The 24,546-nt window shown below is 69.9% G+C and carries 19 protein-coding genes and 1 tRNA gene; 1 reads left to right on the forward strand and 19 read right to left on the reverse strand.

The annotated features are described in order from the left end of the window. Window positions 1-140: 140 nt before the first annotated feature. From ACIPYQ_RS20570 to ACIPYQ_RS20650, 17 genes are all read right to left on the reverse strand, one after another. Window positions 141-578, reverse strand: a complete 438-nt coding sequence (locus tag ACIPYQ_RS20570) for a hypothetical protein (protein WP_401253006.1) — start codon at window positions 576-578, stop codon at window positions 141-143. Window positions 579-956: 378 nt separating this feature from the next. After that, window positions 957-1,295, reverse strand: coding sequence for a hypothetical protein (locus ACIPYQ_RS20575; protein ID WP_401253009.1), 339 nt, complete (start codon window positions 1,293-1,295; stop codon window positions 957-959). Between the two features lie 330 nt (window positions 1,296-1,625). Next, complete coding sequence (locus ACIPYQ_RS20580; protein ID WP_401253011.1) at window positions 1,626-2,960, reverse strand: MraY family glycosyltransferase; 1,335 nt, start codon at window positions 2,958-2,960, stop codon at window positions 1,626-1,628. Window positions 2,961-3,076: 116 nt separating this feature from the next. After that, entirely contained in the window at window positions 3,077-4,306 is a 1,230-nt protein-coding gene (gene glyA, locus ACIPYQ_RS20585) for a serine hydroxymethyltransferase (protein WP_401253014.1), read from the reverse strand. 307 nt (window positions 4,307-4,613) lie between these two features. Further along, window positions 4,614-5,243 (reverse strand): protein-tyrosine-phosphatase, encoded by a 630-nt coding sequence (locus tag ACIPYQ_RS20590; protein WP_361754875.1) that lies wholly within the window; start codon window positions 5,241-5,243, stop codon window positions 4,614-4,616. Next, window positions 5,240-5,887, reverse strand: a complete 648-nt coding sequence (locus ACIPYQ_RS20595) for an L-threonylcarbamoyladenylate synthase (protein ID WP_327416463.1) — start codon at window positions 5,885-5,887, stop codon at window positions 5,240-5,242. The genes ACIPYQ_RS20590 and ACIPYQ_RS20595 overlap by 4 nt, the downstream gene beginning before the upstream one ends. A 49-nt stretch (window positions 5,888-5,936) precedes the next feature. Beyond that, window positions 5,937-6,782, reverse strand: a complete 846-nt coding sequence (gene prmC, locus ACIPYQ_RS20600) for a peptide chain release factor N(5)-glutamine methyltransferase (protein WP_030295285.1) — start codon at window positions 6,780-6,782, stop codon at window positions 5,937-5,939. 49 nt (window positions 6,783-6,831) lie between these two features. Beyond that, window positions 6,832-7,911 carry a peptide chain release factor 1 gene (prfA, locus tag ACIPYQ_RS20605; RefSeq protein ID WP_327416462.1) on the reverse strand — a complete coding sequence of 360 codons (1,080 nt, stop codon included), beginning with the start codon at window positions 7,909-7,911 and terminating at the stop codon, window positions 6,832-6,834. A gap of 117 nt (window positions 7,912-8,028) precedes the next feature. Continuing rightward, the gene (gene rpmE, locus ACIPYQ_RS20610; RefSeq protein WP_030708126.1) at window positions 8,029-8,247 is read right to left on the reverse strand and encodes a 50S ribosomal protein L31; all 219 of its coding nucleotides are present in this window, start codon (window positions 8,245-8,247) and stop codon (window positions 8,029-8,031) included. 196 nt (window positions 8,248-8,443) lie between these two features. Then, the gene (locus tag ACIPYQ_RS20615; protein WP_362232646.1) at window positions 8,444-9,544 is read right to left on the reverse strand and encodes an LCP family protein; all 1,101 of its coding nucleotides are present in this window, start codon (window positions 9,542-9,544) and stop codon (window positions 8,444-8,446) included. A gap of 251 nt (window positions 9,545-9,795) precedes the next feature. Further along, entirely contained in the window at window positions 9,796-11,889 is a 2,094-nt protein-coding gene (rho, locus tag ACIPYQ_RS20620) for a transcription termination factor Rho (protein WP_401253019.1), read from the reverse strand. A 432-nt stretch (window positions 11,890-12,321) separates the two neighbouring features. Beyond that, a complete protein-coding gene (gene thrB / locus ACIPYQ_RS20625; protein ID WP_361754863.1) occupies window positions 12,322-13,248 on the reverse strand; it encodes a homoserine kinase in 927 nt (308 codons plus the stop codon). Between the two features lie 385 nt (window positions 13,249-13,633). After that, a complete protein-coding gene (gene thrC / locus ACIPYQ_RS20630) occupies window positions 13,634-14,704 on the reverse strand; it encodes a threonine synthase (protein WP_401253022.1) in 1,071 nt (356 codons plus the stop codon). Window positions 14,705-14,710: 6 nt separating this feature from the next. Further along, window positions 14,711-16,003: a homoserine dehydrogenase gene (locus tag ACIPYQ_RS20635; protein WP_361754857.1), complete on the reverse strand. Its 1,293-nt coding sequence runs from the start codon at window positions 16,001-16,003 to the stop codon at window positions 14,711-14,713. A gap of 124 nt (window positions 16,004-16,127) precedes the next feature. Continuing rightward, a complete protein-coding gene (gene lysA, locus ACIPYQ_RS20640; RefSeq protein WP_361754854.1) occupies window positions 16,128-17,519 on the reverse strand; it encodes a diaminopimelate decarboxylase in 1,392 nt (463 codons plus the stop codon). A gap of 19 nt (window positions 17,520-17,538) precedes the next feature. Beyond that, entirely contained in the window at window positions 17,539-18,528 is a 990-nt protein-coding gene (nrtL, locus tag ACIPYQ_RS20645; protein ID WP_401253027.1) for an ArgS-related anticodon-binding protein NrtL, read from the reverse strand. A gap of 119 nt (window positions 18,529-18,647) precedes the next feature. Further along, window positions 18,648-19,145: a response regulator gene (locus ACIPYQ_RS20650; RefSeq protein ID WP_401253029.1), complete on the reverse strand. Its 498-nt coding sequence runs from the start codon at window positions 19,143-19,145 to the stop codon at window positions 18,648-18,650. Between the two features lie 82 nt (window positions 19,146-19,227). Here ACIPYQ_RS20650 and ACIPYQ_RS20655 point away from each other — a divergent pair. Next, window positions 19,228-19,299 (forward strand) — tRNA-Arg (locus ACIPYQ_RS20655). 844 nt (window positions 19,300-20,143) lie between these two features. On the opposite strand, the gene ACIPYQ_RS20660 is transcribed toward ACIPYQ_RS20655, so the two are convergent. Continuing rightward, window positions 20,144-22,789: a HelD family protein gene (locus tag ACIPYQ_RS20660; RefSeq protein WP_401253032.1), complete on the reverse strand. Its 2,646-nt coding sequence runs from the start codon at window positions 22,787-22,789 to the stop codon at window positions 20,144-20,146. A 107-nt stretch (window positions 22,790-22,896) separates the two neighbouring features. After that, a complete protein-coding gene (locus ACIPYQ_RS20665; protein WP_401253034.1) occupies window positions 22,897-24,375 on the reverse strand; it encodes an HNH endonuclease in 1,479 nt (492 codons plus the stop codon). Window positions 24,376-24,546 lie beyond the last annotated feature (171 nt).

The following is a 24,546-nucleotide window of genomic DNA, read 5'->3' on the forward strand; positions in this document are numbered from 1 at the left end:
ACGGATGATGGGGCGGCGATCAGGCATCGAGCCTCGCGATGGGACAGGCGTCAGCTCAGATGCCCGCGCCCGCAGTGCCGCAGTTGGCAGCACCGGACGATAGCAGGATCTCGAACGCCCACTTATCCCGGCCCTACCCTTCACGACTTCGGCCCCGGATTTTCGGGCTTGTCGCCCTTCACCGAGTCCGGTTCGACGTAAAGAATCTTGGCCTTCATATGAGCACGCGTCTGCGCGCCGATCCACACCAGGGTGGTGACGACGAGCGTGATGGCGAAGGCCTTGGGGTGGAACAGCGTGGTGTTCTTGAACACCGCGACAAAGACGAAAAGCAGCAGGATCTGGGCCGTGTAGAGCATGAGCCCCATGGCCTGGAAGAGGTGCGGGAGTGATTTCGCCGTGCGCTGCAGAACGACGAATCCGATGCCCATGAACAAAATCACGACCAGCGTCGCGACGACCGCCCCGACCGCACCCTTGCCGCCGACGACCAACGCGCTGATCACGGCGGCGAGAGCGCCGGCGACAGCCGTGGGTACGGCGGCTTGCAGGAGGGATCGGACGTCATCTGACCGCATGGCGGTTTGCTCCGCGTGGTGGTGGGGGCACGGGACTCGTACGGGACGAGCGTAAGCCCGGTCCGAGTTGGTTCCTCGGGCCAATGGACCGTCGCACTACGGTCCTTCGGCTCTGTCGCCGGGTTTAGTGAACGGTATCACAAACTATTTGATGAGAGCTTTACCTGCCAGGTGTGCCGACTGTCACACATGAGAGTGACCCTGCGCGTGTGTGCACGACACGGCATCGGAATGTCTGCTAGTGGGGCTTTGGGCACGAAACCGCCACCCCCGCGAACGAGCACGATCGAGGCTAGGCCACTCGCGCCCTTGACCACACACAGAGGCGTGGGCCCCCGCGTCCACACGGGGCCCACGCCGTCGAGCCGGTCGATCAGGTCAGCAACCGATGTTCTTGATGCCCGTTCCGGACGTCCACAGGGCACCGCCGTATCGGAAGGACTGCTGACGGTAGGCGCCGATGGAGAACTCCGGGTCACGGTTGGCCGCCACGGTGACACTGAAGCAGGCCGTGGAACCACAGTTGTTCTTGACCTCGACGAACTTGTCCGGCCAGTTGGTGTACCACCTCACGACCTCGACACACGACGCCGCCGCGACCGTCGGAGCCGAGGACACCTCGGCAGCGCCGGTGGCCGCCATGGCGGCCGGGCTGAGCGCGCTCAGGCATCCGAGCGCGGCGGCGGCGACTAAGCCAGATGTGATGGATTTACGCATGTGCGACTCCTCCAGGAATCAGCGAACCGGTCGGTCGCCGCAACTGCGGTGCGCGGCGACCCGTGGAACCAAACGCTAGTTCGCATGCCTGCCGGACCCCACAGACCGACCGGACATCTGCAGCACCACCACCCCCATTGGCCGATCGGACCCTTACGGGCCCGTGGCCGAGCAAGAGGGAACCTCAGCCTCCGAAACCCCACCTGCAACGCCGAGCCCCCGCACGAGGCAAAGGGATGCCCCACGCCATGAGAGTGATCTGGATCACGCCCGAGAATGAGCCTGGAATCGTGAGAATCGCAGGCCCGGAAGCACCATATGCCGGAAATTTCAGCGGGTGGATTCAGCCTTACGCCGGTCCGGGAAGCGCGAACGGGGGCCCACGGCGGTCGCTCCGTTGACGCCGGAGACGCCCGCCGCGATCGGCCTGGCGGGCTCCGGCTCCTTGCCCGAGACGTCCAGTGCGGCCGCTTCCGCGGCGGCCTCGGCCGCACGTGCGGCGTGCCGGTAGCGCGGCGGAACCAGACCCTCCGCCCAGCGCGGGGCGCGCGGGGTGAAGCGCGGCAGGAGCAGCAGGATCAGACCCACGGCGCTCAGCGCGGCGATCCCCAGCACGATCCACATCGTGGAGGAATGCACCGAATACGCCACCGTGCCGAAGGCGATCAGCCCCGACCAGAAGTACATGATCAGGACCGCGCGGCTGTGCGAATGCCCGAGCTCCAGGAGCCGGTGGTGCAGGTGCCCGCGGTCGGCCGCGAAGGGCGACTGGCCCTTCCACGTACGCCGCACGATGGCCAGGATCAGGTCCGCCATCGGGATCGCGATGACCGTCAGCGGCAGGATCAGCGGGATGTAGGCGGGGAGCATCGCGTGCGTCGCGTTGCGCTCACCGCCCGCGAAGAGGGCCAGGGCGTCCGGGTCCACCTGTCCGGTCAGCGAGATCGCGGAGGCGGCCAGCACCAGGCCGATGAGCATGGAGCCGGAGTCGCCCATGAAGATCCGCGCGGGGTGCATGTTGTGCGGCAGGAAGCCCAGGCACATGCCCATCAGGATGGCGGCGAAGAGGGTCGCGGGCGCGGCCGACTCGATGCCGTAGCCGAACCAGATCCGGTACGCGTAGAGGAAGAGCGCCGTGGCGGCGATGCAGACCATGCCGGCGGCCAGGCCGTCGAGGCCGTCCACGAAGTTCACGGCGTTGATGGTGATCACGACGAGGGCCACGGTGAGCAGGTTGCCCTGCCACTGGGTGAGCGGGACCGTGCCAATGCCCGGGACGGGGATCCACAGGATGGTCAGACCCTGCATGACCATCACGCCGGCGGAGATCATCTGCGCGCCGAGCTTGATCAGGGCGTCGAGCTCGAACTTGTCGTCGAGGACGCCGACGAGCCAGATCAGGGCGGCCCCGGAGAGCAGGGCGCGCGGTTCGTTCGACAGCTCGAAGACGCCGTTGAGGTTCCGCAGGTGGTCGGCGACCAGCAGGCCGGCGCACAGACCGCCGAACATGGCGATGCCGCCCAGCCGTGGCGTGGGCTCTCGGTGCACGTCGCGGGCACGGATCTCCGGCATGGCCCCGGCCGCGATCGCGAACTTCCGCACGGGCCCGGTCAGCAGGTAGGTCACCGCGACCGTGACGCAAAGCGTCAGCAGATATTCACGCACGGGCTGCCCCAGATGTATCGCCGGCCATCTCAGCCCCACACATTAGCTGCGATGTCCCCTCCCCCGAGGACGCGAGGGGGCCGCATCCCGGTTGCACTACGCCCCTCTTGTCCCACTTACTCCCCGTAAGGGGGAAATTCCAGTGCCAGCTCATTTACCTCCGTACGTGTCTTCGCGCCGTCCCCGCGCAGCCCGGCCGCGAACAGCGCCGCGATCCGGCGCATCTCCGCCTCCCCCATCCCCTGCGTGGTCACGGCCGCCGTTCCCAGCCGGACGCCCCGCTGGTCCCCGTACGGGAGGGCGCACGTGTCGAGCACGATCCCGGCGGCGGCCAGCCGGCCGCGCGCGGTCGGTCCGTCCATGCCCAGCGGCGCCGGATCGGCGGTGATCAGATGGGTGTCGGTACCGCCGGTGGTGATGGTGAACCCGTGCTCTTCGAGGGCGCCCGCGAGCACCCGGGCATTGGCGACGACCCGGTGGGCGTACGTGGTGAAGGCCGGCCGGGCCGCCTCGCCGAAGGCCACGGCCTTGGCGGCGATGGTGTGCATCTGGGCGCCGCCCTGGGTGAAGGGGAACACCGCCCGGTCGATGCGCTCGGCGAACTCGGCGCCGCACAGGACCATCCCGCCGCGCGGCCCGCGCAGCACCTTGTGCGTGGTCGCGCAGACCACGTCGGCGTAGGGCACGGGGCTGGGCGCGGCCCCGCCGGCCACCAGTCCGATCGGATGGGCGGCGTCGGCGATCAGGTAGGCCCCGACCTCGTCGGCGATCTCCCGGAAGGCCGAGTACTCGGGGTGGCGGGGGTAGGAGATGGATCCGCACACGATCGCCTTGGGCCGGTGCGCGCGGGCGAGGTCCTGCACCTGCTCGTAGTCGATGAGACCCGTCTCGGCGTCGACCCCGTACCCGACGAAGTCGAACCAGCGCCCGGAGAAGTTGACGGGCGAGCCGTGGGTGAGGTGCCCGCCGTACGGGAGCCCCATCGCCAGCACGGTGTCCCCGGGCCGCAGCAGGGCGGCGTACGCGGCCAGCACGGCGGAGGAGCCGGAGTGCGGCTGCACATTGGCGTGCTCGGCTCCGAACAGCGCCTTGGCCCGCTCCACGGCGACCTGTTCGGCCAGGTCTGCGTACTCGCAGCCGCCGTGGTACCGGTTTCCGGGGTATCCCTCGGCGTACTTGTTGGCGAGCGGCGATCCGAGCGTGGCGAGCACGGCGGCGGAGGTGAAGTTCTCGGCGGCGATCAGCTGCAGGCTGCCGGCCTGCCGCCGCCGCTCCCCGTCGAGCACGTCGGCCATCTGCGGGTCCTGCTGCCGCAGCAGGTCCGTGGGCGGGGTGATGACGCTCATGGCGCGACTCCAGGTGGTACCGGGTACCAGCCACTGTAGGCCTGCGCCCCGCACCGCGCCCTGCGGCACCGCCGGGGGCTCCTCCCGATCAGGCCCGGCCTACGCATCCGGCCCGGCCTGCACATCCGGCCCGGCCTGTACATCCAGCCCCGCCGGCGTTTGAGGCGCGGGGTCCGGGGCGGAGCCCCGATCTTTCAGCCCCGCCGGCGTTTGAGGCGCGGGGTCCGGGCGGAGCCCCGATCTTTCAGCCCCGCCGGCGTTTGAGGCGCGGGGCCGGGGGCGGAAGCCCGGCGGCCGGCCAGCAGGGTCAGCGGGAGGCCGTGACGCCCGTCAGGGCCGTGACCACGGGGTCCAGCGCCTGGTTGATCTCGTCGCCGATGGAGCGGAAGAAGGTGATCGGGGCCCCGTACGGGTCGTACACCTCGTCCGCGTCGGGCGAAGGGGCCAGCAGCCACCCCCGCAGCGCCGCGGCGGCCCGCACCAGCGCCCGCGCCCGCTCCGCCATGCCGTCGTCCAGCGGCGGCAGCGTGGCGGGATCTATCGCCCGCACCAGCCGGGTGAATTCCTTCAGCGTGAAGGTCCGCAGGCCGGCCGAGTGACCCATCGAGATGACCTGGGCCCGGTGGTCGCGCGTGGCGGTCAGGACCAGGTCGGCGCGTATGACGTGCTCGTCCAGCAGTTCCCGCCCGGTGAAGCCGGAGGCGTCGGCCCCGAAGTCCGCCAGTACGGCGGCCGCGTTGGCCTCCATCGGGGCGCCCTCGTGGCCCCAGGTACCCGCGCTCTCCACGATGAGGTCGCCGGTCACGATCCCGCCGAGCCGGTGCGACAGGGCGTGCCGCGTCAGCCGCTCGGTGATCGGCGAGCGGCACACGTTGCCGGTGCTGACGTGGAGTATGCGGAAACTTCCCCCAGCTATGCCACGCCCCTCAGGGCTCACGGGGCGACCTCGAGGTCCGGTACGACCTCCCGCAGCTGCTCGGCGGTGAGCGCACCCTCCCGCAGCAGGACGGGAACCTTCCCGGTGACGTCGACGATCGACGACGGCTGGATGCCGGGCGTCGGGCCGCCGTCCAGGTACACGGACACGGAGTCCCCGAGCATCTCGCGCGCCGCGTCGCAGTCCTCCGGCGCCGGGTGCCCGGACAGGTTGGCCGAGGACACCGCCATCGGACCGACCTCCGTCAGCAGCTCGATCGCGACGGGGTGCAGGGGCATGCGGACGGCGACCGTGCCGTCGGTGTCGCCCAGGTCCCACGCCAGGGACGGCTGGTGCTTGGCGACCAGGGTCAGCGCGCCCGGCCAGAAGGCGTCGACGAGCTCCCACGCCTGCTCGGAGAAGTCCGTGACGAGGCCGTGCAGGGTGTTCGGGGAGCCGATGAGCACCGGAGTGGGCATGCCGCGGCCCCGCCCCTTGGCGGCGAGCAGGTCGTGGACGGCCTCCGGGCTGAAGGCGTCCGCGCCGATCCCGTACAGGGTGTCGGTGGGCAGCACGACGAGCTCGCCGCGGCGCACGGCGGATGCGGCTTCACGCAGACCCGTCTTACGGTCCGTCGCGTCGTTGCAGTCGTATCGCCGGGCCATCAGCGGGCCTCCTCGTGCAGCTGGGGGGTGGCGGAAATCGTCGCGCCCGTCACGGCAGTGCCTTGCGCGCGGTCGCGAAGCGGGGGCGGTTGTTGAGGTCCGGGTGGTCGGCCGCGTCGGCCCAGCCCCGTTCCTCGGCGAAGATCCACGGGACCTGGCCGCCCTGGGTGTCGGCGTGCTCGATGACGACGATGCCGCCGGGCCGCAGCAGCCGGTGGGCGGTGCGTTCGATGCCGCGGATGGTGTCCAGGCCGTCCTCGCCGGAGAAGAGCGCCATCTCCGGGTCGTGGTCGCGGGCCTCGGGTGCGACGTACTCCCACTCGGTGAGCGGGATGTACGGCGGGTTGGAGATGACCAGGTCGACCTGGCCGTCGAGCTCCGGCAGGGCGCTCAGGGCGTCGCCCTGGTGCACGGTGACCCGGGAGCCCTCGGCGTTCTTGCGGGTCCACCGCAGCGCGTCCTCGGACAGCTCGACGGCGTGCACGCGCGAGCGCGGCACCTCCTGCGCCATGGCCAGCGCGATGGCGCCGGAACCGGTGCACAGGTCCACGATCATGGGCTCGACCACGTCCATCGCCCGGACGGCGTGTATGGCCCAGTCGACGACCGACTCGGTCTCGGGCCGTGGCACGAAGACCCCGGGTCCGACCTGGAGCTCCAGGTACCGGAAGAAGGCGCGGCCGGTGATGTGCTGGAGCGGCTCGCGCGCCTCGCGGCGGGCGACGGCCTCCCAGTAGCGGGCGTCGAAGTCCGCGTCCTTGACGTGGTGCAGTTCCCCCCGTTTGACGCCGTGCACGAAGGCCGCGAGCTCCTCCGCGTCGAAACGCGGTGAGGGCACGCCGGCGGCGGCCAGCCGCTGGGTGGCCTGGGCCACCTCGGCAAGCAGCAAGTTCACGCTGGTCCTCCGGGCTGCTGTCGAACGGGGGGTGAAGCAGGGATCAGGGTCAGTGCGCGGCCGCGAGCTTGGCTGCGGAGTCGGTGTCCACGCAGGCCTGGATGACCGGGTCGAGGTCGCCGTCGAGCACCTGGTCCAAGTTGTACGCCTTGAAACCGGTCCGGTGGTCCGAGATCCGGTTTTCCGGGTAGTTGTACGTACGGATCTTCTCGGAGCGGTCCACGCTGCGCACCTGGCTGCGGCGCACGTCGGAGGCCTCCTGCTCGGCGGCCTCCTGGGCGGCGGCCAGCAGGCGCGAGCGCAGGATGCGCATGGCCTGCTCCTTGTTCTGGAGCTGGCTCTTCTCGTTCTGGCAGGAGGCGACCACACCGGTCGGGATGTGCGTGATGCGCACGGCCGAGTCGGTGGTGTTGACGGACTGGCCGCCGGGGCCGGACGAGCGGTACACGTCGATGCGGAGGTCGTTCATGTTGATCTCGACCTCGACCTCCTCGGCCTCCGGGGTGACGAGCACGCCGGCTGCGGAGGTGTGGATGCGGCCCTGGGACTCGGTGGCCGGAACCCGCTGGACGCGGTGCACGCCGCCTTCGTACTTCAGGCGGGCCCACACGCCCTGGCCGGGCTCGGTGGCGCCGTTGCCGCCCTTGGTGCGGACGGAGACCTGGACGTCCTTGTAGCCGCCGAGCTCGGACTCGGTGGCGTCGATGATCTCGGTCTTCCAGCCCACCCGCTCGGCGTAGCGCAGGTACATGCGCAGCAGGTCGCCGGCGAACAGCGCCGACTCGTCGCCGCCCGCGCCCGCCTTGACCTCGAGGAGCACGTCCTTGTCGTCGCTGGGGTCGCGCGGGACCAGCAGCAGGCGGAGCTTCTCGGTGAGCTCCTCGCGCTGCTGGGTCAGCTCCTTGACCTCGGCGGCGAAGTCCGGGTCGTCGGCCGCGAACTCCTTGGCCGTCTCGATGTCCTCGGCCGACTGCTTCCAGGCACGGAAGGTCGCGATGATCGGGGTCAGCTCCGCGTAGCGCTTGTTCAGCTTGCGCGCGTTGGCCTGATCGGAGTGGACCGAAGGGTCGGCGAGCTTCTTCTCAAGATCGGCGTGTTCGCCGACCAATTCCTCGACCGCCTCGAACATCGGGGGCTCCTGTGGTGAAAGTACGAACGGGGTGACTTGGCGAGACGACGACAAAGGCGCCGGTCCGGCCGCCCCCGAGTGGACAGGGGGCGGCCGGAGACCGGCGCCTGGGTCGCGCTACTTCTTGGCCGCACCCTTGCCGAAGCGCGCCTCGAAGCGGGCCACGCGGCCACCGGTGTCGAGGATCTTCTGCTTGCCCGTGTAGAACGGGTGGCACTCGGAGCAGACCTCGGCTCGGATGGAGCCCTCGGTCAGGGTGCTACGGGTGGTGAACGACGCGCCACAGGTGCAGCTGACCTGGGTCTCGACGTACTCGGGGTGAACATCGCGCTTCAAGGTGTCTCCTAGATTCGGGAGGGCGCCGGGTCGCAGGAGCCGAATTGCGCACTGCGTGAACCGGGGCCGACAGACCAGTCTGCCAGGACCGGGCTGCCTGTCAAAATTCTGAGGACGCCTCCCTCAACGGAGGGGGGCCGGCATCTATTCCGCACCCCCGCGCAATCCGTCCGGGAGCCGCCTGAGCAGGGGCTCCCTACTGGACGATGCCGCCGGCCGTGCCCTTGTCCCCCATGGACTTCTCGGTGGCCTCGGCCGGGATCGGCCGGTCCGCGAGCAGTGCGTCCCAGACCAGCTTCGACTCCTTCGTCAGCGGGGCGACGCGGTCGGCGTCGCGCGGGTCCACGGTCACCGGCAGGGTGATCATGTGCATGTTCTGGGCCTCGATGCCCTGCAGGCCCTGGGCGAAGCCCATGAGGGACTTCACGTCGCCGAGCGCCTTGTCGGTCGTGAGGGCCTTGGTCCCGGAGTCGGCGAGGTCGACCAGCCGCTTGGGGTTGTCGAACAGCCCGACGCTCTTGACCTGCTTGATCAGTGCCTTGATGAAGGCCTGCTGGAGCTGTATTCGGCCCAGGTCGCTGCCGTCGCCGACGCTCTTGCGGGTACGGACGAGGCCGAGGGCCTGTTCGCCGTTGAGGTGGTTCGGGCCGGCCGCGAGCTCGAGGTGGCTGGCGCCGTCCTTGATCGGCTTGGTGGTGGTCACGTCGACGCCGCCGAGGTTGTCGATGATCTTCTTGAAGCCCGTGAAGTCGACCTCGATGTAGTGGTCCATGCGGATCCCCGACATCTTCTCGACGGTCTTGACCGCGCAGGCGGCCCCGCCGATGGTGTAGGCCTCGTTGAACTGCTTGCGCGGGCCGCCGGGGTCGGTCCGGCCCTTGCCGGTGGGGCATTCGGGACGGGCCGTCATGGTGTCGCGGGGTATCGATATGACGCTGGCCTGCTTGTGGCCCTCGTACAGGTGGACGATCATCGCGGTGTCCGAGCGGGCGGAGCCGCCGTCGTCCTGGCCGTACTCGCCGTTGGCGCCGCCCCGGGAGTCGGAGCCGAGGACGAGGATGTCCATCGAGCCGTTGTCGACGTTCTGCGGGCGGTCGGTGCCGAGCGCCTGGTCGATGTCGACGGTCTTCAGATTGCCGTTCAGCTTGAAGTAGAAGTAGCCGAGGCCCGCACCCCCCAGCAGGACCACCCCCGCGGCGCTCCACGCGGCGATGACGAGAGCCTTGCGGCGCTTCGCCGGTTTGCGTCGGCGCCGGCCCGCGGCACGCCGGCCGCGGCCCTTGCTGTCCTCGGTCATGCTCTCCTCAGTCCTGAGTCGGTCCCCTGGTCCGTTCAGGCCCGCGTCCACCGCGGGCTCCTCTCACACAGACGGGTGAACGCCTTCCAGGGTTCCAGGGGCGGGTGTGTCGAAGCCCGCACCGGAGCCCGTGCAACCGCGCGTGGAGCCCCGTGGAAGCCCCGTACAGCACACAGCAGCCCCCGCCGCGGGTGCGGCGGGGGCTGCTGTGGTGATGCGCGTGCCGGACGTCGGACGCCCGGCGCCGGACCTCAGTCGTCGTTCTTGCCCGACGGGGTCGTCTTCGCGATCTGCATCAGGAACTCGGCGTTCGACTTCGTCTGCTTCATCTTGTCGAGAAGCAGCTCGATCGCCTGCTGCGAGTCGAGCGCGTGCAGCACCCGGCGCAGCTTCCAGACGATGGCGAGCTCCTCCGCGTTGAGGAGGATCTCCTCCTTGCGGGTGCCCGACGGGTCGACGTCGACGGCCGGGAAGATGCGCTTGTCGGCGAGCTTCCGGTCGAGCTTGAGCTCCATGTTGCCGGTGCCCTTGAACTCCTCGAAGATCACCTCGTCCATGCGCGAGCCGGTGTCGACGAGCGCGGTGGCCAGGATGGTCAGCGAGCCGCCGTCCTCGATGTTGCGCGCGGCACCGAAGAAGCGCTTCGGCGGGTACAGCGCGGTCGAGTCGACACCACCGGACAGGATGCGTCCGGAGGCGGGCGCCGCGAGGTTGTACGCGCGGCCCAGACGGGTGATGGAGTCCAGCAGGACGACCACGTCGTGACCCAGCTCGACGAGACGCTTGGCGCGCTCGATGGCCAGCTCGGCGACGGTGGTGTGGTCCTCGGCCGGGCGGTCGAAGGTCGAGGAGATGACCTCGCCCTTGACCGACCGCTGCATGTCGGTGACCTCTTCCGGACGCTCGTCGACCAGGACGACCATCAGGTGGCACTCGGGGTTGTTCGTGGTGATCGCGTTGGCGATCGCCTGCATGATCATGGTCTTGCCGGTCTTCGGCGGGGCCACGATCAGACCGCGCTGGCCCTTTCCGATCGGCGACACGAGGTCGATGATGCGGGTGGTCAGCACGCCCGGGTCGGTCTCCAGGCGCAGACGGTCCTGCGGGTACAGGGGCGTCAGCTTCTGGAACTCCGGTCGGCCGCGGCCGGATTCGGGCGCCATGCCGTTCACCGAGTCGAGGCGGACGAGGGCGTTGAACTTCTCGCGGCGCTCGCCGTCCTTGGGCTGGCGCACGGCACCCGTGGTGTGGTCACCCTTGCGCAGACCCGCCTTGCGGACCTGGGCGAGGGAGACGTACACGTCGTTGGGGCCGGGCAGGTAGCCCGAGGTCCGGATGAACGCGTAGTTGTCGAGGATGTCGAGGATGCCCGCGACGGGGATCAGCACGTCGTCGTCGGCGACCTGCGGCTCGTTCGGGGCGAACTCGTCACGGCCGCGACGGCCACGGCGGTCGCGGTAGCGGCCGCGGCGGCCACGGCGGCCGCTCTCGTCGTCGAAGTCGTCCTGCGGACCGTTGTCCTGGCGGTCCTGACGGCCCTGCTGACCCTGCTGACCCTGACCCTGGCCACGGCCGCCCTGCTGCTGGCGGTCCGGGCGGTCGGCGCGGTCCTGACGGCCGCCCTGTCCGCCCTGGCCACCCTGCGCGCCCTGACCCTGGCCGGCCTGGCCCTGGTCGTCGGCCTTGGCACCGCGGTCACGGCGGTCACGCTGACGGTCACCGCGCTCGCCGCGCTCGGCGCGGTCACGGCGGTCGCGACGGCCGCGGCCCTCGCCGTCCTGGCCCTGCGCCTGGCCGGCGGAGACCGCCGTGGCGTCGGCCTTGACCTCGGGCTGCGCGGGGGCGGAGGTCACGGTCTCGGTCTTCTGCTCGACCTGCACGGCGACGGGGGCCGAGGCCTCCGGGCTGCCGGAGGGGGCCGTGGCCCGACGGCGGCGGCGCTCGCCGACCGGCGCGTCGTCGCTGGCCGGCTGACCCGGGATCTCGATCTGCGCCTGCGCGGCAGGCTTCTCGGCGGGCGCCTCGGCGGCGGCCTCACCCGTGCGGGCCTTGCTGGTGGCGCGGCGCTTCGGCTTGGCCTCGGCGGTGTCTGCGGCGGCGGAGGCCGCGGCCTTGGGGGCGCCGCTGCCCGCCTGCGCCTCCTTGATGACCTCGATCAGCTGGCTCTTGCGCATCCGCGCGGTGCCCCTGATCCCGAGGCCCGACGCGACCTGCTGCAGCTCGGCCAGGACCATGCCGTCAAGGCCGGTGCCGGTGCGTCGACGCTTGGGTGCGGCGCCCGCGGCGGGGGCACTGGTGTCGACAGAGGTGTCGGCAGCGCCCATCAGATCGGTGGTGTCGCTCACGAAGGGTCCTTCCCTGGAGCGGACGTCGGCCTGTCTGGCTCGGCGACCGGTTGTGCTGTCCGACAACAGTCCTAGGTGTGGACCGTGCCGGGGCGGTGGTCCGCCGATAGAGATACGGCGGAAGAAACGTGCATGGGTGGTTCCGGCGAGAAGCCCCCGAGCTGAAAGCGTGGGAATGTCACGCCGATTCCGGAGCGTGCTCGAAACTGCTGGAAGTGATCAAAGCAGTCGGGGAGGCTCCCGGAAGAAATGTGGTCCCGGATGGGGACACTGAGCACCGAGCCATGGCGGCTTCCGATGCGCACTTGAGACTAACACTACCGGATCCAATAGATATTCCCCCTCTCAATCACCGGCAATCGCGCCCTTCCGCGCGGGCGGCCTGCCCGGGCCGCCCGCCCCTGACCGGCTGTGCATTCCAGAAGAACGGCCCTAGCCGCCCTGGGTGCCCAGCGGAAGTACGCTCGCGCCCGCGGCGTCGAGTGCGAGCCGGTTGGCCGCCCATCCCTCGCCCGCGAGCTGCGCGACCTTGTCGGCCGCGCCGTTGTCGACCAGCGCGAGGACCGTGGGGCCCGCGCCGGAGATGACCGCGGGGATCCCGTCCGCCCGCAGCCGGTTCACAAGTGCGACGCTCTCGGGCATCGCCGGGGACCGGTACTCCTGGTGGAGCCGGTCTTCGGTGGCCGGCAGCAGCAGCTCGGGACGCCTGGTCAGGGCTTCCACGAGCAGGCCGGCGCGGCCCGCGTTGGCGGCCGCGTCCACGTGCGGGACGGTGCGCGGCAGCAGGCCGCGCGCGGTCTCCGTCAGGACCGGCTTGGAAGGTACGAAGACCACCGGAACGATGGATTCGGCAGGCTCCATCCGGATCGCCTTGGCACTGCCCCCGTCCATCCACGCCAGGGTGAATCCGCCGAGCAGACAGGCGGCGACGTTGTCGGGGTGTCCCTCGATCTCGGTGGCGAGCTCCAGCAGCGCCGCGTCGTCGAGCCTGGCCTCGCCGCCTATGGTCACGGCGCGGGCGGCGACGATGCCGGCGCAGATCGCGGCGGACGAGGAGCCGAGGCCCCGGCCGTGCGGGATCCGGTTGGCACAGACGACCTCGAGGCCGCGCGGCTGTCCGCCCAGCAGGTCGAAGGCGGTGCGCATGGAGCGTACGAGCAGGTGGCTCTCGTCCCGCGGGAGGGTGTCGGCGCCCTCACCCGCGATGTCGATGTTCAGGCCGGAGTCGGCCACCCGGACGACTACGTCGTCGTAGAGCCCCAGGGCCAGGCCCAGGGCGTCGAAACCCGGGCCGAGATTGGCACTGCTGGCGGGGACGCGCACCCGTACGGCGGCGGCGCGGAACGCTGGACCGGCCATCGTCCGATGACACTCCTTGTGACTGTGCGAGATCTTCGCTCTTCGCTGGCTCGCTGCGAATGTACTGGAGAACGTACGACACCCGAAGGCCCTCGGGGCAGCACCGCAGTCATATGCGCGGTGGCGGATGTAAGTACAGCGTATCGAAGGAAGGTTCTCTCGCGACATAGGGCGCACAGGAGGCGCACGATGCGTGTCGCGGACTTCGACGGCTTCGGCCGCACTTTTGTCGTCGTACGGGGTGAGTTGCCGGGTTCCGGAGGGCTTCGGGAGCCCTCCGGAACCGGCTCACACGTGGTGTGCGTTACTCCCGGGACCGGTGGGGACCGGCGTGGACCAGCCGCGGTCCGGACCCGGGCGGGCCCGGACCACGCGCCGGACGGGACTAGACCAGGCCGAGACGGATGGCGGCGGCCTCGGCGTCCACCGGAACGGTGACCGGCTGCGGTGCGCCGGCGATCGCCCAGTCGGGGTCCTTCAGGCCGTTGCCGGTGACGGTGCACACGATCTTCTGGCCGGGGTCCACCAGGCCCAGCTCGGCGGCCTTGAGCAGGCCGGCCACCGAGGCGGCCGAGGCGGGCTCGACGAAGACGCCCTCCTGCGCGGCCAACAGCCGGTAGGCGGCGAGGATCTGGCGGTCCGTCACCTCGTCGATGAAGCCGCCCGACTCGTCGCGCGCGGCCAGCGCGTAGTCCCAGGAGGCCGGGTTGCCGATCCGGATCGCGGTGGCGATGGTGTGCGGCTCCTTGACGACCTCGCCGCGCACGATCGGTGCGGAGCCGGAGGCCTGGAAACCCCACACGCGGGGCGTACGGGTGGACAGGCCGTCGGCCTTGTACTCCTTGAAGCCCCTCCAGTACGCCGTGATGTTGCCGGCGTTGCCGACGGGCAGCACGTGGATGTCGGGGGCGTCGCCGAGCGCGTCCACGATCTCGAACGCGGCCGTCTTCTGGCCCTCGATGCGTACCGGGTTGACCGAATTGACCAGCGCGACCGGGTAGTTGTCGGAGAGCGCGCGGGCCAGGTTCAGGCAGTCGTCGAAGTTGCCGTCCACCTGCAGGATCTTGGCGCCGTGCACGAGGGCCTGGCCCATCTTGCCGAGCGCGATCTTGCCGCGCGGCACGAGCACCGCGCAGACCATCCCGGCGCGCACCGCGTACGCGGCGGCGGAGGCCGAAGTGTTGCCGGTGGAGGCGCAGATGACCGCCTTGGCGCCCTCCTCCTTGGCCTTGGTGATCGCCATGGTCATGCCGCGGTCCTTGAAGGACCCGGTGGGGTTCGCCCCCTCGACCTTCAGGTGGACCTCGCAGCCGGTGCGCTCGGAGAGCACCTGCGCGGGAACGAGGGGAGTGCCGCCCTCGCGGAGCGTCACCACGGGAGTCGTGTCCGTCACCGGCAGGCGGTCCCGGTACTCCTCGATGATGCCGCGCCACTGGTGGGTGCGATTGCTGCTCATGGGTCCTTACTCCCCTTCAACACGCATGATGCTGGCGACACCGCGGACGGTGTCCAGCTTCCGCAGTGCCTCGACGGTCCCGGAGAGGGCGGCGTCGGGCGCGCGGTGAGTGACGACGACGAGGGAGGCCTCGCCGTCCTTGCCCTGCTGGCGGACCGTGTCGATGGAGACACCGTGCTCCGCGAACGTGGTCGCCACCTGGGCGAGAACGCCCGGCTTGTCCGCCACATCGAGGCTGATGTGGTAGCGGGTGACGACATCGCCCATGGGGCTGACCGGCAGCTGGGTGTACGCGGACTCGCCGGGCCCCGTTGCCTCGGCGAGCTTGTTGCGGGCGACGGCGACGAGGTCGCCGAGGACCGCGGACGCGGTCGGCGCGCCGCCCGCGCCGGGCCCGTAGAACATGAGCCGCCCGGCGGCCTCCGCCTCGACGAAGACGGCGTTGTACGCCTCCCGGACGGAGGCGAGCGGGTGGGTGAGCGGGATCATCGCCGGGTGGACGCGGGCGGTGACGGACTCGCCGTCGGCGGCGCGCTCCAGGATGGCGAGGAGCTTGATGGTGCAGCCCATCCGCTTGGCGGAGGCGAAGTCGGCGGCGCTGACCTCGGTCATGCCCTCGCGGTACACGTCGTCGAGGCGGACGCGGGTGTGGAAGGCGATGCCGGCCAGGATCGCGGCCTTGGCGGCGGCGTCGTAGCCCTCGACGTCGGCGGTCGGGTCGGCTTCGGCGTACCCGAGGGCGGTGGCCTCGTCGAGCGCCTCCTGGTAGCCGGCGCCGGTCGAGTCCATCTTGTCGAGGATGAAGTTCGTCGTGCCGTTGACGATGCCCATCACCCGGTTGATCTTGTCGCCCGCGAGGGACTCGCGCATCGGGCGGACCAGCGGGATGGCGCCGGCGACGGCGGCCTCGTAGTACAGGTCCAGCCCGTGCTGCTCGGCCGCGGCGTGCAGCGCGGCGCCGTCCTGGGCGAGCAGCGCCTTGTTCGCGGAGACCACGGAGATGCCGTGCTCGAAGGCGGTGGTGATCAGCGTACGGGCGGGCTCGATGCCGCCGATGACCTCGATGGCGATGTCGATGTCGCCGCGTTTGAGGAGGGCGGTCGCATCGGTGGTGACCAGGGACGGGTCGATGCCCTCGCGCACCTTCGAGGGGCGGCGTACGGCCACGCCGGCGAGCTCCACGGGCGCGCCGATCCTCTGCGTGAGGTCGTCGGCGTGCGTCGTCATGATGCGAGCCACCTCTGAGCCGACCACTCCACAGCCCAGCAGCGCCACCTTCAGCGGACGCGTACGCATCATTCGACCTACGCCTTTCGATCTTCCATCAGTACCCGTGCGGGCGGTTTGCCCGCCGGGTGGAACAAGTCTCACTCAATGGACAGCAGTTTCCATCCTCGGTCCATTCAGTGAGACACCTATTTCATCATCCGAGGTCGAGGCGCAGGAGATCTTCCTCCGTCTCGCGGCGGACGATCACTCGGGCCTGTCCGTCACGCACGGCGACGACGGGCGGGCGGAGCGCGTGGTTGTAGTTGCTGGCCATGGAGCGGCAGTACGCGCCGGTGGCCGGGACGGCGAGCAGGTCGCCGGGGGCCAGGTCGGCGGGGAGGAAGGCGTCCTTCACGACGATGTCGCCGCTCTCGCAGTGCTTGCCGACGACGCGTACGAGCATGGGCTCGGCGTCGGACGTGCGGGAGACGAGGTTGACGGAGTACTCGGCGTCGTACAGCGCGGTGCGGATGTTGTCGGACATCCCGCCGTCGACGCTCACGTACGTACGGAGTCCTTCGAGGGGCTTGATCGTCCCCACCTCGTAGAGCGTGAAGGCGGTCGGGCCGACGATGGCCCGGCCGGGCTCGACGGAGATCCGCGGGGCGCGCAGCCCGGCGCTCTCGCACTCCCGGGCGACGATCTCGGTGAGCGCCTTGGCGATCTCGTGGGGCTCGCGCGGGTCGTCGCCCGAGGTGTAGGCGATGCCGAGCCCGCCGCCGAGGTCGATCTCGGGCAGCTCCACCCCGTGCTCGTCGCGCACGGCGGCGAGCAGCCGGACGACGCGCTTGGCGGAGACCTCGAAGCCGGCCATGTCGAAGATCTGCGACCCGATGTGGGAGTGGACGCCGAGCAGCTCCAGCGAGTCGTGGCCGAGCGCGCGCCGCACCGCCTCGGCGGCGGACCCGTCCGCGACGGCGATCCCGAACTTCTGGTCCTCGTGCGCGGTGGCGATGAACTCGTGCGTGTGCGCCTCCACCCCGACGGTCACGCGGATCTGCACGGGCTGGCGTACGCCCAGCTCACGGGCGATGTGCGCGACGCGGGCGATCTCCTGGAAGGAGTCGAGGACGATCCGCCCGACCCCGGCCCCGACGGCCCTGCGGATCTCGCCCTCGGACTTGTTGTTGCCGTGGAAGGCGATCCGCTCCGCGGGCATCCCGGCGGCGAGCGCGGTCGTCAGCTCCCCGCCGGAGCACACGTCGACGTTCAGCCCCTCCTCCTTCAGCCACTTCACGACGGCCTTGGAGAGGAACGCCTTGCCGGCGTAGAAGACGTCGGCGTCGGGACCGAAGGCGTGCGCCCAGGCCCGGCACCGCGCCCGGAAGTCCTCTTCGTCGAGGAAGTACGCGGGCGTCCCGAACTCCTCCGCGAGCCTGGTCACTTCGATGCCGCCGACGGAGACGACGCCGTCACCGCCCCGCGTGACGGTCCGCGCCCAGACCTTCTCGTCCAGCGCGTTCAGGTCGGCGGGCGGCGGGGAGTAGTGCCCCTCGGGCAGGACGTCGGCGTGGCGGGGTCCGGCGGGGTGCGCGGAGCGGCTCATCGGTATCTCTCTTCGCAGGTCACAGTCGTTCAGGTGCGTCTATGCCGAGCAGGGCCAGGCCACCGGCCAGCACCGTCCCGGCGGCTTCGGCAAGAGCCAGCCGGGCACGGTGGGCGGCCGAGGGTTTCTCGTCCCCCTGGGGCAGTACGCGGTACTGGAAGTCGAGCAGCGCGTCCGCCACCTCGACGAGGTGCCTGGCGAGCCGTTCGGGCGCGCGGTGGTGCGCGGCGGCTTCGAGGGCGAGGGGGTGGTCGGCGAGGGCGCGCAGCAGGGCGGGCGCGTCGGTCACGTCCCCGCTCTCGGGGTGGAACCCCAGCTGGTCGGCGTTCCTGAGCAGGGCCCGGCTGCGGGCGTGGGCGTACCGCACCCGGAAGAATTCGTTCCCCTCGCCCTGGAGGAGCAGTCCCTCGGAGAAGACGGGGGTCTCGCGGGCCGGCACGGCGAGCATCCGCCAGTGCGCCGCCGCGGCCCCGTACCGTTCGACGACGTCGGAGTCCCGCTTGGCGAGGGGGGCGACGGGCAGCACCTCGGGCAGGTCGCGCTCGGTACCGCCCTGGGCGCACACGAGCCGCAGGACGCTGCGGCGTACGACGCGCTCGCGCAGCCCGAGCCCGGTCTCGTCGGCGAGGGCGGCGGCCATGGCCCCGCCCCGTACGTCCCGGATGGCGACGTCGTGGAGGACGGCGTCCAGGACGACGGCGGGGGCCGACGGCGGCGGCAGCACGAAGTTGAGGAACCCGGCTCCCGTGACCTCGACGCGCTCGATGCCCGGCTCGGCCGCGAGCCGGCGGGCCAGTACGTCCGCCACGTCACGGGGCGGGCGGCCGGCTGCCCTGGCGATCTGGAAGGCGACGGGGGTGGCGTAGTCGCCCACCCCACCGGGCCGCGTCCGCTCGACGACGACCCGCTGCGGCACGACCCCTTCCGCCCCGCCCTCCTGCAGCTCCCCGTCGGCGACGGCACAGCGCACGGCGCGTACGACGCAAGGGGAGAGGTCTGCGGGGGTCACGGGACCAGCCTAGGGGAGACGTCCCGTCATCCCACGAAGGGTTTCGCCATGTGAACAGAGCGCCCACGACGGAGGGCGACAGAACGGGAGGCCGACAGCCACGAAGAATGCGAACGCATCTACCCCCTCCCCCTCCCGGCGGGGGTCCCCTTCCTCCCGTCGCGCCGGTCCTTGCGCTCGACCAGCCGCCGCACGATGCGCACCAGCTCGGCGGGCTCGAAGGGCTTCGCGAGGAAGGCGTCCACCCCGGCCTCGATCCCGGCCTCCACCTCCTGCTGGGTGCAGGCACTGACGATGGCCACGGGAACGTCCCTGGTCCGCGGATCGGCCCGCAACTGCGCGGCCGCACCGAACCCGTCCAACCGCGGCATGACCACATCAAGGGTGATCACATCGGGACAGACGCGGTGCACGACGTCCAGACACTCGGCACCATCGTTCGCGGTCACGACCTCGAAGCCCTCCAGCTCGAGATTGACCTTGATCAGCTGCCGGATGACCTTGTTGTCGTCGACAACAAGCACCCGGCCTGAGACGCCTGGCACAACTCGAGAGTAGGTCGAGCCGGGCCCCCGCGTCCGGGTTTTTGCCACTTCCACCCCCTGCGGGCGACCCACTCCCTCCTCCCCCGCAAACCCGTTCCTGATCACCCCACGGAAGCTGGTAGTGTTCAACCCGTCGCCGCAACACAAACGACGCGCCCCCGTAGCTCAGGGGATAGAGCAACGGCCTCCGGAGCCGTGTGCGCAGGTTCGAATCCTGCCGGGGGCACTTCGCAGGAAGTGCCCAAAGACCCCGCCATCAGCGCCTTCGCTGAGACGGGGTCTTCGCGTATGCGCAGCCAACTGCCGTGCTGTGCAGCCATATGACAGCCTCTGCGGCCTATTCGCGGCCCAGACGTCGCCAGAACTGCGCAGGTCAACTGTCAACCGCGGAAATGAGAAAGCCCCCCAGGATTCGCGCAGGCGGCTCGGACCACAGCGGCTCGCTCCGCACCCACCCGTCCTCGCGGGGCCACTCCGCGATACGACGGTTGCCGACCTCCTGCCAGCCGTCCAAACGCTTGGGCGTGCCGACCCAAGAGGACCTCCACACGGCTACCTCGGTCTGATCTACGCCAGCGTTAAGCCGCCTGCAGCGTTAGTGGACCCGAAGGCATCGGCGTGATCCCGGAGCACCGCAATCAGCTGAGGCGGATTCGGCACCTGGCGGACCTCCTCGGCAGGCCTGTCCTCGGCACGCGACCGTCGTGGCTCTCGCACGAATCGATCCACTGCTTGCCGACGCTGGGCCGGGACCTGTGCAGCCACAGCCTTACCCCACCCAGCGGACGGGAGAGTAGGGTCCGGCCGCGCCAGGCCCTCGGATTCGGCCAGCCGTCGCTGGGCACCGCCCTTGACCTGGGCATCCCGTACGGCGGTGCGTTCGGGTCCCGCAAAACCCATGTGCGCCGGCTCGAAGCGCCGCTGCCGGTCGGCGCCAGCGCGGAGCAGCCGGGTCGGATCCACGGCCCCATCGACCTCGGAGCCCCGGACCCCAACGGAGACGGTCACGGCCGTCTGCGCGGAGATCCTGAGCATACGGACCTCCGGGACTCAGAGGTAAGGCATTCGGTCTAGTCGCCTGCCGGGGCGATGACCGCCGCATCACGTCCGTGCCATGCCCCGCTCTCCCACCACAGCACCGACACGCCGAAGGCACCCTCCACTGCTGCGACCGCCCAGGGCTCGACCGGTGGGGCAGCGCAGACCAGAAAGCTGCGATCCACCACACGGTCGAGTGTGAAGCGGATCTCGGCCGTGCGGGCCGCCGCATCTCGGAGGTCCGCGTAGGTCGCGTGCTCGACGTGGAGCACCTCGAACAGTTGCGTGCTGCCGCCATCGGTTCGCATGACGTCGGCCGTACTCCCCTGCTCGGGTTCCCCGACTTCCCAGAGCTGGGCGAGAAGCTTGTGGCGCAGCCGCTCGTGAACAGGCTGCTTCCTGTCGGTCTCGACCGCGGTACGGAGGAAGTCGTCCAGGTCGGAGGCCGCCTCGGCCACGGGACGGACGGACTGCGTGGGAATCATGGAAGAAGGCACATCCCCGGGGCTGGGAACCACGGCTGGGCGAGGCACGGGGCTCTTGCAAGGGCCGATGGGTACGGGCAGGGGCTCGTGATGGACAACGCTCAGCGATTGGGTGCAGCGTGTGAGCGCGACGTACAGGCTACGCATTCCCGAGCGGGTGCGGCCGGCTATCGCGGCCGGCTCCACGACCACCACGTGATCGAATTCGATTCCCTTCGCCTCATGCGGTTCCAGGAGCGGAACGTCTGCTGTCACCCCCGTCTTGATGAGCTCCGCCCCGATGCTCCTCAGAAGCCCGCTGTCGGCGGGCGCGATGACGGCTGTCGAGCGACCGTCCTGCACGGTGACGGTCGCGGCCACAGATCGGGCGACGGCCTCCGCCAGCTCGTCACGGGCGTCAACGCTCCGCACCTGTACGGATTTCCCTCGCGTCGGGCGGACGGACAGTGCCGCCGGGACGCGAGGAGCCGCTGCCCGAGCCAACGGCTCTACGAATTCAGCGACTTCCGGTGGCAACCTGAACCCCACATGGAGTACCTCCACCGTCCACGGCGCCCCGGCGGTCAGCAGCGCCGCGAGCTCGCGCCATGACAGGTACTCGTGCGGCCCGGCAGCCTGTGCCAGGTCACCGAGGATGGTCATGGAGCCAGTGGGGCATCGGCGGGCCAGCGCGCGGGCCTCCATCGGCGTGAGGTCCTGAGCCTCGTCGACCACGATGTGCGCGTACGTACGTCGGTCGCCCGCGCCGTTGAGCAGCCAGTCCAGTTCGTCCAGGCAGACGAGGTCGACGGTGTCCCACTCCGCCTTTGCGGCCCTCGGCCGGCGAAGGGCAGATCCCTCCTCCGCGGTCAGCAGCGGGCCGGCCGCTTCGAGCAGCTTCGGGCTGTCGAGGAGACGCTCGTAGACATCAGTCGTATTGAGCCTCGGCCACACCCGTTGGATGAATGCGGCCACCTCCTTGCTCGCCAGGATGTCCTGGGGCGTCGCTCCAGGGACGGAGAGCAAGAGCTTGCCTGCGACCCTGAGGCGAAACCGGCCCTGGCGGACATTGAAAGGAGCCGACTCGTAGAGTGCTTCACGGGCAACATCGAGCAGCGTGTCGGCGTCGGCCTGATGCATGCGGCCCTTGCACATGAAGCGGAATACCGCTTCTGGCTCATCACCGTCCGCCAGCAGACCGGCCACCCGTGACCGGGTGGGCCGACAATTGGCTTCTACTGCACGCCGAAGGACATCTGCCATCCGGTCGTCGGCCTTCACGAACCGCGCCTCGGGTGAGTGGCTCGTCGTCGGAGCCACTCTGCGGTCGCCGTTGAGGAGTCGCTGGAGCGTGATGGTCGTCACGTCCCCACCCCCGAGGGCGGGCAATACCCGACCGGCGTAGTCAAGAAATCCCTGATGCGGGCCGACGACGAGAACTTGGTCCGCCGCGCAATGCTTATTGTCGAGGAGCCACATGACCCGGTAGAGGCCGACCGCCGTCTTGCCAGTGCCGGGGCCGCCTTGGATGACGAGGGCGCCTGATCGTCGGTGTGCCACCAGCAGCAGCTGCTCCCGTTGCACCGTCTCGACGATGTCGCGCAGCGTTCCGTCGCGGGGCAGGTCCAGATCATCCAGCAGCAGGGACTCGAGCGAGGGCGTCACACCTTCTACCGAACCCTCTGAGGTGGCTTTCGACTCCGCCGACTCCTCGCCGGCTGCATCCGGCGTTGCCTCCGCGATGGCGGTGGGATTCTCCACCACCATCCCTTGGTCGAGTCCTTCGTCGTACTGCCGGAGCCGCAGCTCGTCGAAGCATCCCGTCACTTCGTCCGGTTTGCGGGGCTTGAACTGTAGTTTCCGGCGTAGGAGCAGTTCACCAGGATCGTCCTCGGTCGCCAGCCGCCAGTCGACGACCTTCTGCGTCGCGGAAGAGAGGACGACCAGATCGCGCACGTCGCTCCACACCGCCTGGCGTCCGACTAGAAACGAGTCGCCCGTCCGAGTGCTCACCCGCATGATCACCAACGGCTCGTCGTCGGAGCCGAGTCCGGCACCGGCACGCGCCGAACCCGGTGCCGGCATTTCGTTCTGCACGCGGTACGTGACGTCGTCGGCAACATCCGCGGCCCGGCGCGCCTCGAGACTGCTGTATGCGAGGTTTACGTTCTCCTGCTCACGCGCGATGATCGCGCGACGCCGGGTACCCGCCATACGTGGCGCTCCTGATCATGGTCTGAACTGCGCAACATCGTCCGGGATCGATCTTGGTGGAGACTGCGGCCCGCGCGCGGCGCCTCCAGACATCCGATGCCGAATCGCTACAGACCCTGTTGGGCCAGCAACCGGTGGTATTCGACGTACTCCTCGCCTATCGCGTGCTGGGGATGACGCCGTAGGTCGAACAGGGCCTTTCCGTCCCGGGTGCGCTTCACGGTCCAGTCGACGTCGATGTAGATGGCCAGCCTGTCGAACTGGGCGTGGTGATTGGGACACAAGCACAGCAGGTTCGCCAGCCTGTCGGGGCCGTCGTGCGGAGCGCCGATCCCTTGGATGTGCGCGGCTTCGCTGTGATAGCCGGCCAGGACCTCCAGCGGCTCGGAACAAACCTGGCAGATGGCACCGTGCATGGCCTTGACCCTCCGGACCAGCTCCTGGTCCCGCTCCGGGCGCGTCCCGCTGGTCGGACGGCGGTTCACCGGTCCCGCCGAGCCTGCGTCGGCCTCTTCTTCGCCCGTGGCGCCGCTCGCGCTCAGATATCCACCGAGTCCGGCGCGGGCGAGGAGGCGGGCGCGGTCCACATCACCGAAGTAGGTGGCGTGCAGCACGTTGATCGCCTCGGCACGCATCCGGGGTCCGCGCAGCAGCCGCGCAGCCTCGGCCACGAATCCGGCCTTGGCCCCGGCCTCCCGCAGAGCCCCTGGGCCGACATCCATACCGTCCGCAACACCCTCCACCTCCCACACCCCACTGCTGCGCAGATGGCAGAAGGGGTAGTGGGGAGTGGCCCGGGAGCCGGGACGTCCGAACTCGCCCAGGAGAGGCCCAACCTCCCGCTCGAAGAGCTCCCAGGGCGCAAGCCGGTCCTCCTTGGCAGCCACCCGACCGATGGCCCAGAGCAGCGCCAGGGGCTTGTGCCGGGAAGGGCCCTGCGGCTGGGTGGAGGTGCGCAATGTGCGGAGTGCTCGCAGTAGCTCCCGACGGCCCAGCCTGGGCAACCTGGGAGTGGGCAGCATGACGGCTTCCGGCTCCCGCACGGGTGGAATCTCGACTCGGTCGAGCAGGCGGAGTCGATCGGATGCCGAGACCAGCATGAGGCTCCACAGCTTGGTCGGCGTACCCACCTCGGCCAGAAGCGGCATGGCGTCCGACCTGAACTCGAGCACATCGCCCAGGGCGACGATGTGCTCCCAGGTGGCCTCGTCGTCGTTCTCCCCCCAGACCTTCCGCGCCAGGGCTCGATTCCGGAAGATCCCCCGGACGGTGGCCCTGGCGATGAAGCTCTTCTCTGCGTAGAACAGGACTTCATCACCAACCCTGCGGCCGCGGAGGGCTTTCGCCTTCTCGTTGTTGGCGGCCTTCGGCGGCGTCGCGCCCCATAGTCGGGCCACACCGTCGGGAAAGATCCGGTGGAGTTCAGCCGCGTTCTCCCCGAGAACGTCCTCGTAATCCGACAGCTGAATGCCGTTCTGGACCGAGTGCCGAAAGTGTTGCGGCCCCCGCACCCTCGGCGTGCCGCGTGGCTGCAGGAGCCACTGCACCCCGCCCTCCTCGGCAGCTTCACCTTCGGACTGTCCCACCCCACGAACCATCATGATGATCAGACTATTTGGTAGGTCTGACACGCGCGGCGGCCCTGATCGATTCTCATCGACAGGACCCCTTCCGGGACCACACCCGTTACGATTTGAGCCAAGGCTTACTCCCCCGAACAGCGACAAAATCATCAAAACCGGCACAAAGAGGGATCA

Source organism: Streptomyces sp. NPDC090045 (genome assembly GCF_044747975.1).
Lineage (GTDB): Bacteria > Actinomycetota > Actinomycetes > Streptomycetales > Streptomycetaceae > Streptomyces.

Excerpts from the sequence above, each read along its gene's own strand:
- ACIPYQ_RS20570 (WP_401253006.1), bottom strand. The coding sequence starts at position 578 with ATGCGGTCAGATGACGTCCGATCCCTCCTGCAAGCCGCCGTACCCACG.
- glyA (WP_401253014.1), bottom strand. The coding sequence starts at position 4,306 with ATGAGCGTCATCACCCCGCCCACGGACCTGCTGCGGCAGCAGGACCCG.
- ACIPYQ_RS20595 (WP_327416463.1), bottom strand. The coding sequence starts at position 5,887 with ATGGCCCGGCGATACGACTGCAACGACGCGACGGACCGTAAGACGGGT.
- ACIPYQ_RS20575 (WP_401253009.1), bottom strand. The coding sequence starts at position 1,295 with ATGCGTAAATCCATCACATCTGGCTTAGTCGCCGCCGCCGCGCTCGGA.
- ACIPYQ_RS20635 (WP_361754857.1), bottom strand. The coding sequence starts at position 16,003 with ATGATGCGTACGCGTCCGCTGAAGGTGGCGCTGCTGGGCTGTGGAGTG.
- prfA (WP_327416462.1), bottom strand. The coding sequence starts at position 7,911 with ATGTTCGAGGCGGTCGAGGAATTGGTCGGCGAACACGCCGATCTTGAG.
- thrB (WP_361754863.1), bottom strand. The coding sequence starts at position 13,248 with ATGGCCGGTCCAGCGTTCCGCGCCGCCGCCGTACGGGTGCGCGTCCCC.
- ACIPYQ_RS20660 (WP_401253032.1), bottom strand. The coding sequence starts at position 22,789 with ATGGCGGGTACCCGGCGTCGCGCGATCATCGCGCGTGAGCAGGAGAAC.
- thrC (WP_401253022.1), bottom strand. The coding sequence starts at position 14,704 with ATGAGCAGCAATCGCACCCACCAGTGGCGCGGCATCATCGAGGAGTAC.
- lysA (WP_361754854.1), bottom strand. The coding sequence starts at position 17,519 with ATGAGCCGCTCCGCGCACCCCGCCGGACCCCGCCACGCCGACGTCCTG.
- ACIPYQ_RS20615 (WP_362232646.1), bottom strand. The coding sequence starts at position 9,544 with ATGACCGAGGACAGCAAGGGCCGCGGCCGGCGTGCCGCGGGCCGGCGC.